The organism is Inquilinus ginsengisoli (assembly GCF_031453975.1).
Taxonomy (GTDB): Bacteria; Pseudomonadota; Alphaproteobacteria; order DSM-16000; family Inquilinaceae; genus Inquilinus; species Inquilinus ginsengisoli_A.
This window is the reverse complement of the sequence record NZ_JAVDPW010000004.1, coordinates 586,410-602,443: the sequence shown is the minus strand read 5'-3', so window position 1 is coordinate 602,443 and position 16,034 is coordinate 586,410. Positions and strand designations below refer to the sequence as shown.

At 72.0% G+C, this 16,034-nt stretch carries 2 protein-coding genes; both read left to right on the top strand.

Translation table 11 applies throughout. The features are described from left to right. The first annotated feature begins 11 nt into the window (after window positions 1-11). Window positions 12-1,145, top strand: coding sequence for a helix-turn-helix domain-containing protein (locus E9232_RS14310; protein WP_309794826.1), 1,134 nt, complete (start codon window positions 12-14; stop codon window positions 1,143-1,145). A gap of 718 nt (window positions 1,146-1,863) precedes the next feature. After that, entirely contained in the window at window positions 1,864-16,029 is a 14,166-nt protein-coding gene (locus E9232_RS14305; RefSeq protein WP_309794825.1) for a hypothetical protein, read from the top strand. Window positions 16,030-16,034 lie beyond the last annotated feature (5 nt).

The window sequence follows — 16,034 nt, the reverse complement described above, 5'->3', positions numbered from 1 at the left end:
GGGGATCTTCCGTGTCGCAAGAGTGGCAGGAACGAATTCAGCTCCACCCCTATCGCGATCTCATGCCGTGGCAGCCGCTGCCGACGGCGCCGGCGGGCTTCGGCGATCGGAGGCCGGCGGCCCCGCGCGGGATCTCCACGGCGGCCTATGCGCCGGAGGAGCAATTCGAGGCCTGGCGCTCCCATGTCGCCCCGTTCATGGATGTCGGGCTCCCGACCGGGACGACGCCTGCGGACGGCTTCCTCGCCGAATTCATGATCTGCAGCCTGGGCGGCATCGGGGTGGCTTCCGGGCGTGCGGACGCCTTCTCCTTCAGCCATGCCCCGGGTCCTTCGGCGCCTGGGCCGCGCCGGGCGCCGATCGGCTGCTGGCGCCTCATGCTGATGACGGAAGGGGAGATGTGGGTCGACAGCTCCGACCGTCACGCCCATGTCCGGCCCGGCGACCTGTTCCTGCTGTCCCTGGACGCGGCGTTCCGGGGTCGGGCGACCCGTCAGGCCGGGCTGTGCCTCACCCTGCCGCGGGACGCGTTCGTCGCCGCTGCCGCCGGCTTCGACAGGGCCTCTGGGGCCGTCCTGACCGGCCCCCTCGCGGCGCTTCTGGTCGACTACCTGCGCAGCCTCGAGGTGAGGCTGGTCGGCATGACGCCGGACGACCTGATGCAGGCGGGGCGGGCGACGGCCGAGATGCTGGCGGCCTGCATCCGGCCATCCCGCGACCCGTTGGAAGAGGCGCAAAAAGCGGTCGCCTCGGTCCTGTTCGACCGCGCCCGTTCCTACATCCAGGCGCATTTCGGCAACCCCGAGCTGACGCCGGAGCGCGTGGCGCAGGACCTCCGCGTCTCGCGCTCGAACCTCTATCGGGTGTTCGAGCAGGCCGGCGGGGTGTCGCGCTATATCCAGCAGTGCCGCCTGTTCGCCGCCCACGCCGCCTTGAGCAACGAGAGCGGACGGCGGATCCAGGACATCGCCTATGGCTGCGGGTTCAAGCTGGCATCGGATTTCACGCGGGCGTTCAAGCGGGAGTTCGGCTACAGCCCGCGCGGGGCCCGGGATATCAGGCGGACACATGCGGAACCGATGCCGCGGCTTCCCGCGGTCACCGCCGATTCGGATCTGGTCCCGGCCGTCGTGCCGGCAGAGTGAGGCGACGCCGCCGCTGCTCGCTCACTCTTGCGAGAGCATAGCGATCTGCGGCAGCGCGAGACTGCGGCGATAGACCTGGACGCCGAGATCCGGTCCGGCGGCGGCGTCTATAGAACATGTATCGACAAAGCAATCCATGGGACTGGCGTCCTGAGCTGCCCTTGCCCGCGGATGCCGCGCCTGCCCGACCGATGGGAATTTTCCTCAAATTGCAGTGACTTGTGGCGGCCGCGCCACGGTGCGGCCTTCCCGCACCGAAATGGGACGCCATGCCAATTATTGGGACGCTCAGCGGAGTGACGACAGCAGAGTCCTGATGAATTCTTCAAAAAGCCAGATGCCGGAAAAGATCGAAGAAACAAGGCCGTCCTGGGGATGCCGATTGGCGGAAACAGGCGCGTTTCTACTTCGATCTGTTCTGGTGCGGCGAAGGTAAGGGTGGCGGTCCGGGCCCCGTTTGGACGGGTGGCGTGGACCGGCGTCGCGCTCGGCGGTTGGCGGTTCTTCTTGCGGGGGAGGGAGTGGGATGACGCGATCGAATGATCGGTCCCTGGATGTGGAAACGGCAACACCGGGCCCGGCCAGGCCCAGTGCTGGCACGTCATCGGACGGGCCGGACATCCAACTCTCGATTCCACAGGGCGGCGGGACGGCATCGTCCGGATCCGCCGCGGCGGCGAGCTCTTTTCAGGCAGGCATTTCGGCGGGGGATGACATCATGAACGGCAACGATTACTCGGCCCGGAAGACCGTCCGGCATCACACCGCCCGATTCGCCAACAACTGGGTCGCGGGTGCCGCCGGGGGCGGCCGCTCCCTCCGCCGCCGGCTGATGGCGGCGCTGCGTCAGGCGCACCGCATGCTGGGCATGAAGCGCGACCGGCTGGGCCTCGGTGCCCTCGGCACCGGCGGCGCGGTCGGCTCCGCTAGCATCGCCGCATCCGGCACTGCGGCGGCGCCGGGCAGCATGCTGGCCGTCCTACGCCGGGCCAGGGGGCTCTATGCCGCCATTTCGCTGGCGACGCTGGTGGCGCAGCTGCCGACCCAGGCCTTCGCGCAGGCCATCCTGGGCCCCGGCAGCACCGCCCCCGCCGGCTCGACCGCCGTGGGCAACACCGCCACGGCGGTTGGCGGCCACTCCATAGCGTTGGGCACCAGCACCACCGCCACCGGCGATGGTTCGATCTCGATCGGCTATACCAACAGCACCAACGGCCTCAACGCGATCGCCATCGGCGTCTTCTCGAACGCGGTCGGCACCAACGCCCTCGCCCTCGGCGGGGCAGCCCACGCCTTCGCGGACGGGGCGACGGCGATCGGTGTCAACTCCACGGCAAGCGCCGGCGGCGCAGCCGCCTTCGGAAATACCTCCACCGCAAGCGGCGGGAATGCGACGGCGTTGGGCATCGCTTCGGTCGCCAGCGGCGGCAATTCGATCGCCGCTGGCGCCAGCGCCACGGCCAGCGCCGGCAGCGCGTCGGCCTTCGGCCCGGGCGCCCTCGCCAACGCCATTCAGGCGACGGCGCTGGGAAATGCGGCGCAAGCGACCGCCCAGAATTCCGTTGCGGTCGGGTCTTTGACCAAGGCCAGCGGCCTCTTCTCGGTGGCCATGGGCCTGTCGGCCAATTCGAGCAACAACAGCTCGATCGCGATCGGCTGGCAGTCGATCTCTTCCGCCGTGAACTCGATCTATCTCGGCGCGCGCACCGCCGCGGGATCGGGCGCCACGGCGGAGAGCGCCATCGGCATCGGCACCGATGTGACGGCCTCTGCCCAGGATTCGCTCGCCATGGGCCGCACCTCGAAGGCGACCGACGTTCGTACGATCGCCATCGGCGTGAGCGCCAATGCCGCGGCTACGGCCGCCATCGCGATCGGCCCGCTCGTCAACGCGACAGGCGCCTTCTCGATCGGCGTGGGCAACGCGGCCGTGTCGAGCGGAATCGGCTCGGTCGCGGCGGGCTCGGGTGCCCAAGCCACGGCCGACGCCGCTGTGGCTCTCGGCAACGCCTCGACAGCGAGCGCCACCCGCGCCGTCGCGTTGGGATTTGGCACTGATGCGACGGCCGCGAACGCCAGCGCGGTCGGCAACGGCTCGCAGGCGCTGGCGGCCTCGAGCGTGGCGCTGGGCGACACCAACACGGTGGCGGCGGCGGCCGGCCCCGGCTCGGTGGCGATCGGCCACAACTCGGCGGTGAACGGCGGCACGGGCGCGGTGGCGATCGGCGAGGGCCAGACCGTCACCGGCAACGGCGCGGTCGCGATCGGCGACCCGAACACCGTCAGCGGCACCGGCGCGGTCGGCATGGGCGCCAACAACACCGTCAACGGCACCGGCGCGGTCGGGATCGGCAACGGCAACACCGCGACGGGCCAAGGCTCGGTCGCGCTGGGCAACGCCAGCGGCGCGGCGGGCGCCGGCTCGCTCGCCCTCGGCGACGCGGCTTCGGCGGTGAATGCCAAGGACGTGGCGCTGGGTTCGGGCTCGGTGACGGCGGCGGCGGTCGCCACGCCCAGCACCGTGATCGGTGGCACCACCTACAACTTCGCCGGGGCGGCCCCGACCAGCACGGTCAGTGTCGGTGCGGCGGGGGCGGAGCGGACCATCACCAATGTGGCGGCGGGGCGGATCTCCGCGACCTCGACCGACGCGATCAACGGCAGCCAGCTCTTCGCCACCAACCAGTCGATCTCGGCCATCGCCGCCAGCACGCCGCTCCACTACTACAGCGTCAACAGCGCCACCCAGCAGGCGAACTATCTAAACGACGGCGCAAGCGGCGCCAACGCCATGGCGGCCGGTGTGGCGGCCACGGCGTCGGGCATGAACTCGACGGCGCTAGGCTCCCTCACGGTCGCAAGCGACGTCAATGCGGTCGCGGTCGGCACTTCGGCCAGAGCCACCGGACTCGGCTCCATCGGCGTGGGCTCCTTCGCCAATGCCGTGGGACCGAATTCCACGGCGATCGGTGTCGGCGCCACGACGGTGGCAACCAACGCGTTCGCCGGGGGAGTTTCGGCCAACGCCTCAGGCCTGAATTCCACCGCCATCGGCACAACGGCCAGCGCAAGCGCCGACTCCGCCATCGCCCTGGGCAATGCAAGCGCCGGTTCCGGCGCCGGCTCGGTGGCAATCGGCGCAGTGGCCAATGCGTCGGCAGACGGCGCCATTGCCCTGGGCACGACGGCCAACGCCACGGCGACCAACGCCACTGCGATCGGCAACGCCTCGCAGGCGCTGGCCGCCTCGACGGTGGCGCTGGGCGACACCAACACGGTGGCGGCGGCGGCCGGCCCCGGCTCGGTGGCGATCGGCCACAACTCGGCGGTGAACGGCGGCACGGGCGCGGTGGCGATCGGCGAGGGCCAGACCGTCACCGGCAACGGCGCGGTCGCGATCGGCGACCCGAACACCGTCAGCGGCACCGGCGCGGTCGGCATGGGCGCCAACAACACCGTCAACGGCACCGGCGCGGTCGGGATCGGCAACGGCAACACCGCGACGGGCCAAGGCTCGGTCGCGCTGGGCAACGCCAGCGGCGCGGCGGGCGCCGGCTCGCTCGCCCTCGGCGACGCGGCTTCGGCGGTGAATGCCAAGGACGTGGCGCTGGGTTCGGGCTCGGTGACCGCGGTGGCGGTCGGCACGGCCAGCACGGTGATCGGTGGCACCACCTACAACTTCGCCGGGGCGGCCCCGACCAGCACGGTCAGCGTCGGTGCGGCGGGTGCGGAGCGGACCATCACCAATGTCGCGGCGGGGCGGATCGCGATCGACTCGACCGACGCCATCAACGGCAGCCAGCTCTTCGCCACCAACCAGGCGATCTCGGCCATCGCCGCCAGCACACCACTGCACTATTACAGTGTGAACGACGGCGGGGTTCAGAAGCCGAACTACACCAACAACGGCGCGACCGGGCTCGATTCCATCGCGGCCGGCCCCGGGGCTTCGGCAACCGGAGCCTACTCGACCGCGATCGGCACGACTGCGCTGGCGACCGGAGACTGGGCGACGGCCCTCGGCCAGAACGCCAATGCGGCAGTCCAGCAGGCCACCGCCCTCGGCGCCGGCAGTCTCGCCAACGCCCAATTCGCGACCGCGACCGGCTTCCAGGCCATCGCGACGGGGGTGGCGTCCACGGCGACCGGCCTGCACGCCAACGCCTCGGCCCAGAACGCGATCGCGGTGGGCAACGCGGCCACCGCATCGGCAGCGGACAGCATCGCCGTCGGGACCAGCGCCGTTGCCACGGGGCCGTCGGGCGGCGCGATCGCGGTCGGCCCGAATGCCAACGCGACCGGATCCTTCACGACCGCGGTCGGCGCGGCCGCGCAGGCCAATGGCGATTGGGCGACGGCCTTCGGCCAGAATGCCAATGCGGGTGCCCAGCAGGCCACGGCCCTCGGCGCCGGCAGTCTCGCCGCCGCCAATTTCGCGACCGCGGCCGGCTTCCAATCCATCGCGACGGGAGTGGCGTCGACGGCGGTCGGCCTGCACGCCAACGCCTCGGCGGAGAACTCTATCGCGGTCGGCAACGCGGCCACCGCTTCAGCCACCAATGCCACGGCTATCGGCAACGCTTCGCAGGCGCTGGCCGCCTCGACCGTGGCGCTGGGCGACACCAACACGGTGGCGGCGGCGGCCGGCCCCGGCTCGGTGGCGATCGGCCACAATTCGACGGTGAACGGCGGCACCGGCGCCGTGGCGATCGGCGAAGGCCAGGTCGTCAGCGGCGACGGGGCGGTCGCGATCGGCGACCCGAACTCGGTGACCGGCACCGGCGCCGTCGGCATGGGCGCCAACAACACCGTCAACGGCACCGGCGCGATCGGGCTCGGCAGCGGCAACACCGCGACGGGCCAGGGCTCGGTCGCGCTGGGCAACGCCAGCAGTGCGGCCGGCGCCGGCTCGCTCGCCTTCGGCGACGCGGCTTCGGCGGTCAACGCCAAGGACGTGGCGCTGGGCTCCGGCTCGGTGACCGCGGCTGCGGTCGGCACGGCCAGCACCACCATCGCCGGCACGACCTACAACTTCGCCGGCACGGCGCCGGCCAGCACGGTCAGCGTCGGTGCGGCAGGCGCCGAGCGGACCATCACCAATGTCGCGGCCGGCCGGCTCTCGGCGACCTCGACCGACGCGGTGAACGGCTCGCAGCTCTTCGCCACCAACACGGCGGTGGACGACGTCGCCAGCCAGATCACGAACGTGAACGGCAAGCTGACGCACTACTACAGCGTCAATGACGGCGGCACAGCGGGCGCGAACTTCAACAACGACGGCGCCACCGGCGCCAATGCGCTGGCGGCGGGCATCGCGGCCTCGGCGACGGGGGTGGACACCACCGCGGTCGGCGTCTCCGCGATCGCTTCCGGTGACCGGGCTTCGGCGCTGGGCGCCCAGGCCAATGCCGCCGGCGCGCAGTCGGTGTCGGTCGGGTTCCTCTCCCGGTCCGCCGGCAGCCTGGCGGTCGCGGTCGGCAACAATACGCAAGCCAGCGGCGACTTCACCCTGGCGGCCGGCAATTCGGCGGTCGCCTCGGCGGAACAGGCCATCGCACTGGGCCATGGCGCGGGGGCAACCGGAGCGAAGTCGATCGCGCTGGGCGGCTTCGCGGCGGCGAGCGCCGACAACGCGCTCGCCCTGGGCAATGGCGCCACGGCCGGCGATGCCGGCGCGGTGGCGCTGGGCACGGGCTCGGTGACGGCGGCTCCGGTCGGCACCGCCAGCACGGTGATCGGCGGCACCACCTACGCCTTCGCCGGCGCCACCCCGACCAGCACGGTCAGCGTCGGCAGCGCCGGCAATGAGCGCACCATCAGCAATGTCGCGGCCGGACGGATCGCGATCGACTCGACCGACGCGATCAACGGCAGCCAGCTCTTCGCCACCAACCAGGCGGTCGAGGCGATCGCCGCCAGCAACCCCGTCCACTACTACAGCGTGAACGACGGCGGCACGCACGGGGCGAACTACATCAACGACGGCGCGACCGGCGCCAATGCGATGGCGGCCGGCATCGCCGCCACGGCGTCGGGCACTCAGGCCGTGGCGCAGGGCTATCAGGCGAACGCCTCGGGCGGCGATGCCGTTGCGCTCGGCACCAACACCAACGCTTCGGCCTCCAGCGGCATCGCGGTTGGTGCCAATGCCGTGGCCTCGGGGGTCAGCGGCTCCACGGCGGTGGGCGCCAACTCCAGCGCCAGCGCCAGCAACAGCCTGGCGGTCGGCGAGTTCGCCAACGCGTCCGCCGAGCTCGCCACGGCTGTCGGCCCCGGCGCCAACGCCACCGCCGCGAGTGCCACGGCCATCGGCGACGGCTCGCTGGCGACCGGCGGCAGCAGCATTGCGGTCGGCCGGATCAGCCAGGCGAGCGGCCTCAACGCCGTGGCCATGGGCGTCGGGACCAACGCAAGCGCCGACTCGGCCATTGCCTTGGGCAATGCGAGCACCGGTTCCGGCGCTTTGTCGGTGGCGATCGGCGCCTTGGCCAATGCGTCGGCAGACAGCGCCATCGCCATGGGCAATGCCGCCAGCGCGACCGCGAGTGCCGCGATCGCCCTGGGTGTCGGCTCCAATGCCTCCAGCGAATGGGCGACCGCGATCGGCACCAATGCGGTCGCGAGCGACCAGGGCGCCATCTCGATCGGCACCAACACCCAGGCTCTCGCCGCCACGAGCACGGTCCTGGGCACGTCCAGCATGGTGGCGGCCACGGCCGGCCAGGGTTCTGTCGCGATCGGCACCAACTCGCAGGTGCTGGGCGGCGCCGGGGCGGTGGCGATCGGCCAGGGCCAGGTGGTCAACGGCGACGGGGCGGTCGCGATCGGCGACCCGAACTCGGTGACCGGCACCGGCGCCGTCGGCATGGGCGCCAACAACACCGTCAACGGCACCGGCGCGCTGGCGTTGGGCAGCGGCAACACCGCGACGGGCCAGGGCTCGGTCGCGCTGGGCAACGCCAGCAGCGCTACGGGCGCCGGCTCGCTCGCCTTCGGCGACGCGGCCTCGGCGACCAACGCCAAGGACGTGGCGCTGGGCACGGGCTCGGTGACGGCGGCGGCGGTCGGCACGGCCAGCACCACGATTGCCGGCACGACCTACAACTTCGCCGGCACGGCGCCGGCCAGCACGGTCAGCGTCGGTGCGGCAGGCGCCGAGCGGACCATCACCAATGTCGCGGCGGGCCGGCTCTCGGCGACCTCGACCGACGCGGTGAACGGCTCGCAGCTCTTCGCCACCAACACGGCGGTGGACGACGTCGCCAGCCAGATCACGAACGTGAACGGCAAGCTGACGCACTACTACAGCGTCAACGATGGCGGCACGGCGGGCGGGAACTTCAACAATGACGGCGCGACCAGTGCGGGTGCCCTGGCGGCCGGCATCGGGGCCGTGGCGTCGGGCGGCCCGTCGACGGCGGTCGGCAATAACGCCGCCGCGACGGGCGGGACCACGGTCGCCCTCGGCAGCGGGGCGACGGCCACCGGCGGCGGCAGCGGCGCGGGCATGGCCCTGGGCACCGGCGCCAAGGCCATCGTGACGGCCGGCGACGGCTCGCCGATCGCCATCGGCCCGGGCGCGAATGCCAGCGGGGCCGCGGGCACGGTGCTTCCGGGCGGGTTCACCTCCTTCGAGGCGACCGCGATCGGCGGTTCCTCGACCGCGACGGGGGCCGGCAGCACTGCGGTCGGCGGCAACACCAACGCGACCGGGACCTGGTCCACGGCCCTCGGCCTGGCCTCCAGCGCTACGGCGGACCACGCCACGGCGGTCGGCGTCCTCGCCAACGCCTCGGCGGCGGACGCGGTCGCCCTGGGCAACGGCGCCACGGCCGGCGATGCCGGCGCCGTGGCGCTGGGCACGGGCTCGGTGACGGCGGCGGCGGTCGGCACGGCCAGCACCACCATCGCCGGCACGACCTATGCCTTCGCCGGCACGACCCCGACCAGCACGGTCAGCGTCGGCGCGGCGGGCGCCGAGCGGACCATCACCAATGTCGCGGCGGGCCGGATCGCGGCGACCTCGACCGACGCGGTGAACGGCTCGCAGCTCTTCGCCACCAACACGGCGGTCGACGACGTCGCCAGCCAGATCACGAATGTGAACGGCAAGCTGACGCACTACTACAGCGTCAACGATGGCGGCACGGCGGGCGGGAACTTCAACAATGACGGCGCGACCAGTGCGGGTGCCCTGGCGGCCGGCATCGGGGCCGTGGCGTCGGGCGGCCCGTCGACGGCGGTCGGCAATAACGCCGCCGCGACAGGCGGGACCACGGTCGCTCTCGGCAGCGGGGCGACGGCCACCGGCGGCGGCAGCGGCGCGGGCATGGCCCTGGGCACCGGCGCCAAGGCCATCGTGACGGCCGGCGACGGCTCGCCGATCGCCATCGGCCCGGGTGCGAATGCCAGCGGGGCCGCGGGCACGCTGCTTCCGGGCGGGTTCACCTCCTTCGAAGCGACTGCGATCGGCGGTTCCTCGACCGCCACGGGGGCCGGCAGCACTGCGGTCGGCGGCAACACCAACGCGACCGGGACCTGGTCCACGGCCCTCGGCCTGGCCTCCAGCGCCACGGCGGACCACGCCACGGCGGTCGGCGTCCTCGCCAACGCCTCGGCTGCGGACGCGGTCGCCCTGGGCAATGGCGCCACGGCCGGCGATGCCGGCGCGGTGGCGCTGGGCACGGGCTCGGTGACCGCCGCGGCGGTCGGCACCGCCAGCACCACCATCGGCGGTACGACCTATGCCTTCGCCGGCACGACCCCGACCAGCACGGTCAGCGTCGGCAGCGCCGGCAACGAGCGCACCATCACCAATGTCGCGGCCGGTCGGATCGCGATCGACTCGACCGACGCCATCAATGGCAGCCAGCTCTTCGCCACCAACCAGGCGGTCGAGGCCATCGCCGCCAGCACGCCGACGCACTACTACAGCGTGAACGACGGCGGCACGCACGGGGCGAACTACATCAACGACGGCGCCACCGGCGCCAATGCGATGGCCGCCGGCATCGGGGCTGCGGCGGCGGGGGCGAGCTCGGTTGCGACCGGCACAGAGGCCAGCGCGGGCGGCAATCAGAGCGTCGCGGTCGGCTACCAGTCCAATGCGAGCGGCCTGGAGAGCACGGCGCTGGGCTATCTGAGCCAGGCGTCGGGTGTCAACGCGACCGCACTCGGCAACCAGGTCACGGCCGCGGCCGACGGCAGCATCGCGATCGGGGCGAACACCGGGCTGGCCGTCGACGCGGCATCGACCAACGGCGTTGCGATCGGCTGGGGGGCGAAGGTCGCCAACGCTCCGTCCGCCATCGCCCTGGGCGACACGGCGAGCGCCGGGACTGCCGATGCGATCGCGTTCGGCCACGGCGCCACCGCGGCCGCGAATGCGGGCGATGTCGCGCTCGGCTCCGGCAGCACCACCGCAACGGCGGTCGGCACGGCCAGCACCACGATTGCCGGCACGACCTACAACTTCGCCGGCACGACCCCGACCAGCACGGTCAGCGTCGGCGCGGTCGGCGCCGAGCGGACCATCACCAATGTGGCGGCAGGGCGGATCTCCGCCACCTCGACCGATGCAGTGAACGGCAGCCAGCTGTTCTCCACCAACACCTCGGTCGACACGGTGAACACCAAGGTCGACAACATCAGCAACGGCGGCGGCATCAAGTACTTCCACGCCACCTCGACCCTGGCGGACAGCCAGGCGACGGGGACCGACAGCACCGCCGCCGGGCCCGAGGCGGTGGCCTCGGTGCAGGACGGCGTCGCGGTCGGCCATGGCGCGACCGCCGGTGTCAATGTCGGCGACGTCGCTCTCGGCTCCGGTAGCACCACCGCGGCGGTGGTGGCCACGCCGAGCACAACGATCGCCGGCACGACCTACGCCTTCGCCGGCACGGCGCCGACCAGCACGGTCAGCGTCGGCGCGGCGGGTGCGGAGCGGACCATCACCAATGTCGCCGCGGGGCGGATTGCGGCGACATCGACTGATGCGGTGAACGGCAGCCAGCTCTTCGCCACCAACACCTCGGTCGACGCGGTGAACACCAAGGTCGACAACATCAGCAACGGCGGCGGTATCAAGTACTTCCACGCCACCTCGACCCTGGCCGATAGCCAGGCGACGGGGACGGACAGCACCGCCGCCGGGCCCGAGGCCGTGGCCTCGGTGACGGACGGGGTGGCGGTCGGCCACGGCGCGACGGCAGGCGCGAATGCCGGCGATGTGGCGCTGGGCTCCGGCTCGACCACGGCTGCGGCGGTCGGCACGGCGAGCACGACGATCGCCGGCGCGAGCTACGCCTTCGCCGGCGCCACGCCGACCAGCACGGTCAGCGTCGGCGCGGTCGGCGCCGAGCGGACCATCACCAATGTGGCGGCCGGGCGGATTGCGGCGACCTCGACCGATGCGGTGAACGGCAGCCAGCTGTTCGCCACCAACACCTCGGTCGACACGGTGAACACCAAGGTCGACAACATCAGCAACGGCGGCGGCATCAAGTACTTCCATGCCACCTCGACCCTGGCCGACAGCCAGGCCTCGGGCACCGACAGCGTGGCTGCCGGACCTGTGGCGGTGGCCTCGGTGCAGGACGGCGTCGCGGTCGGCCATGGCGCGACCGCCGGTGCCAATGTCGGCGACGTCGCTCTCGGCTCCGGCAGCACCACCGCGGCGGTGGTGGCCACGCCGAGCACGTCGATCGCCGGCACGACCTACGCCTTCGCCGGCGCCACGCCGACCAGCACGGTCAGCGTCGGCGCGGTCGGCGCCGAGCGGACCATCACCAATGTCGCGGCGGGGCGGATTGCGGCGACCTCGACCGACGCGGTGAACGGCTCGCAGCTCTTCGCCACCAACACGGCGGTGGGCAGCGTCGCCAGCGAGGTCACGACCATCACCGGCAAGCTGACGCACTACTACAGCGTCAACGACGGCGGCACCCAGGGCGCCAACTACGACAATGACGGCGCCACCGGCACCAATTCGGTGGCGGCCGGTGTCGGCGCCGGCGCCACGGCGGCGAACGCGACCGCGCTCGGTGCCAACGCCTCGGCCAGCAATGCGGGTGATGTCGCGCTGGGGGCCGGCTCGGCCACGGCGGCCGCGGTCGGCACCGCCGGCGCGACGATCGCCGGCACCAGCTACGCCTTCGCCGGAACCACGCCGACCAGCACGGTCAGCGTCGGCAGTGCGGGCAACGAGCGGACCATCACCAACGTCGCGGCGGGCCGGCTCTCGGCCACCTCCACCGACGCGGTGAACGGCAGCCAGCTCTTCGCCTCCAACCAGGCGATCGACAATGTCGCCAGCCGGATCACGAATGTGAACGGCAAGCTGACGCACTACTACAGCGTCAATGACGGCGGCACCCCGGGGGCGAACTACGACAACGCCGGCGCCACCGGCACCAATTCGGTGGCGGCCGGCGTCGGGGCCTCGGCGACGGCGGCGAACGCCACCGCGCTCGGCAACGGTTCGCAGGCGCTCGCCGCCTCCACCGTGGCGCTCGGCGATGCCAACACCGTCGCCGCGGCAGCCGGCACCGGCTCGATCGCCGGCGGCCACAATTCGCAGGTGCTGGGCGGCACCGGCGCGGTGGCGCTGGGCGAAGGCCAGACCGCGAACGGCGACGGCGCCGTGGCGATCGGCGACCCGAACTCGGCCATCGGCACCGGTGCCGTGGCGGTCGGCGCCAACAACACCGCCAGCGGCACCGGCGCGCTCGCCCTCGGCAGCGCCAACACCGCGACGGGCCAGGGCTCGGTGGCTCTCGGCAACGCCAGCAGCGCGGCCGGGGCTGGCTCGCTCGCCTTCGGCGACGCGGCGACGGCCGGCAACGCCGGCGACGTGGCGCTGGGCTCCGGCTCGGTGACCGCGGCGGCAGTCGGCACGGCCGGCGCGACCATCGCCGGCACGAGCTACAGCTTCGCCGGCACCACGCCGACCAGCACGGTCAGCGTCGGCGCGGTCGGCGCCGAGCGGACCATCACCAATGTGGCGGCAGGGCGGCTCGCTGCCACCTCGACCGATGCGGTGAACGGGTCGCAGCTCTTCGCCACCAACCAGGCGGTCGACGGCCTGGCGACGACGGCCAATGCCGGCTGGAACCTGAGCGCGGATGGCGGGGCGACCAGCCAGAACATCGCGCCGGGCGGGACGGCGAGCTTCGCGGCGGGCAGCAACACCACGGTGACCCGTAGCGGATCGACGATCACCTACGGGGTGGTGGACACGCCGTCCTTCACCTCGGTGACGGTGGGCGGCACGACCTCGATCACCGGCGCCGGGCTGACCATCACCGGCGGCCCGAGCGTGACCACGGCGGGGATCGACGCCGGCAGCACCAAGATCATCAACGTGGCGCCGGGAACGGGCGGCACCGACGCGGTGAACGTCAACCAGCTCAATGCGATCGGCGATGTCGCCAATGCCGGCTGGAACCTGCAGGCCAACGGCGACGCGGCGACCAAGGTGGCGCCGGGCGGCACGGTGCAGTTCCTGAACGGCCAGAACATCGCTGTCACCCGGAACGGCACGAACATCACCGTGGCGACCACGCCGGCGCTCACGGCGGACAGCCTGACCCTGACCAGCGGGCAGGTGTTCGATGCCACCGGCCTGAACATGAACGGCACCGGCATCACCGGGCTGGCGCCCGGCGCGGTGAATTCGACCTCGACCGAGGGCATCAACGGCTCGCAGCTTTACGGCGTGTCGCAGAGCATCGCCACCCATCTCGGCGGCACCTCGATCGTCAACCCGGACGGCACCGTCACCGGGCCGACCTACAACATCCAGGGCAACGACTACACCACGGTCACCGACGCCTTCGATGCGGTGGACGGCAACCTGACCACGATCAACAACCAGCTGACCAACATCACCAACGGCGGCGGCATCAAATACTTCCACGCCAACTCGACCCTGGCGGACAGCCAGGCGGTCGGTACGGACAGCGTGGCGGTCGGGCCGACGGCCGTGGCCTCGGTGCAGGACGGCATCGCCATCGGCCACGGCGCGGCGGCCGGGGCGAATGCCGGCGACGTGGCCCTCGGCGCTGGCAGTGCCACTGCGGCGGTGGTGGCCACCGCGGGCACCACGATCGCCGGCAAGGCCTACAGCTTCGCCGGGGCGACCCCGACGAGCACCGTCAGCGTCGGCGTGCCGGGGGCGGAGCGGACCATCACCAATGTCGCCGCTGGCCGCCTCTCGGCCGACTCCACCGACGCGATCAACGGCAGCCAGCTGTTCGCCACCAACTCGGCGGTCAACATCCTGGGCACCCAGATCAACAACGGCGGCATCGGGCCGGTCCAGTACAGCGACGCCGCCACGCCAACGACCCCGAACGGCGGCAAGCCATCCCAGGACCTGACGCTGGTGGGTGCGGGCTTCGGGCCGGTCAAGCTGCACAATGTGGACAAGGGCGTGGTGTCCTCGACCTCGACCGACGCCATCAACGGCTCGCAGCTCCACGGCACGGCGCAGAGCATCACCAACGTGCTCGGCGGCACCTCGACGGTGAACCCGGACGGCACCATCACCGGGCCGACCTTCATCGTCCAGGGCAACAACTACAAGACGGTTTATGACGCCTTCGGCGCGGTGGACGGCAACCTGACGACCATCAACAACCAGCTCGACAGCATCAACGGCGGCGGCGGCATCAAGTACTTCCACGCCAACTCGACCCTGGCCGACAGCCAGGCGCTCGGGACCGACAGTGTGGCCGTCGGGCCGGCGGCCGTGGCGTCGACCGCCAACAGCGTGGCGATGGGCAACGGGGCGACGGCGAACGCGAATGCCGGCGACGTGGCGCTGGGCGCGGGTTCGAAGACCGCCACCGCGGTCGGCACCTCCAGCGCCTCGTTCAACAACTTCAACCTCTCGAACTTCGCCGGGGCCAACCCCACCAGCACAGTGAGCGTCGGCGATGTCGGCGCCGAGCGCACCATCACCAATGTGGCGGCGGGGCGGATCACGGCGACCTCGACCGACGCGGTCAACGGCTCGCAGCTGTATTCGCTGGCGACCGTGGTCGACAACTCGATCAGCGGCGGGGCGGGCATCAAGTACTTCCACGCCAACTCGACCCTGGCGGACTCCTCCGCCACCGGCACCAACAGCACCGCCGTCGGCCCGGCCTCGACCGCCAGCGCCACCAACGCGATCTCGATGGGCAACGGCGCGTCAGCATCCGCCAACAACGCGATCGCGATCGGCGCCGGGGCGCAGGCGACCAAGGCCAACTCGCTGGCCCTCGGCGCCAACTCGACGACGACGGCCAATCTGAGCGACGCGGCCTACACGCCGGTGGTCGGGACGAAGACCGCCGGTGTGGCCACGGGCGAGGTCTCGGTCGGCTCCTCGGGGTCGGAACGGCGGGTCACCAATGTCGCCGCGGGCTCAGCCGCGACCGATGCGGTGAATGTGAGCCAGCTGCAGGCGCTGTCGACGGCCTCGGTGAGGTACGACACCGACGGCTCCGGCAACCTCACCAACCGGATCACGCTGCAGGGCGGGAACTCGAATGCACCGGTCACGATCGGCAATGTCGCGCCGGGCGTGAACGGCACCGATGCGGTGAACGTCAATCAGCTGAACGGCGCCTTCGACTCGCTCAACGGCAAGATCAAGCAGGCGCGGCGGGAGGCCTGGCAGGGGGCGGCGATCGGTATCGCGGCATCGTCGCTGCAGTTCGACACTCGTCCGGGCAAGCTCAGCGCCGCGATGGGCGGCGGCATGTGGCACGACCAGGGCGCCCTTGCCCTGGGCCTCGGCTACACCGCCGAGACCGGTTGGGTCCGCGTGAACGCCCGGGCCGTCGAGAGCGATGGTGACTGGGGCGCCGGCATCGGCGTCTCCTTCACCCTCAACTGAGGGTG

What these genes read in the sequence shown, in the direction of transcription:
- E9232_RS14305 (WP_309794825.1), top strand. Translation starts at nt 1,864, where the DNA reads ATGAACGGCAACGATTACTCGGCCCGGAAGACCGTCCGGCATCACACC.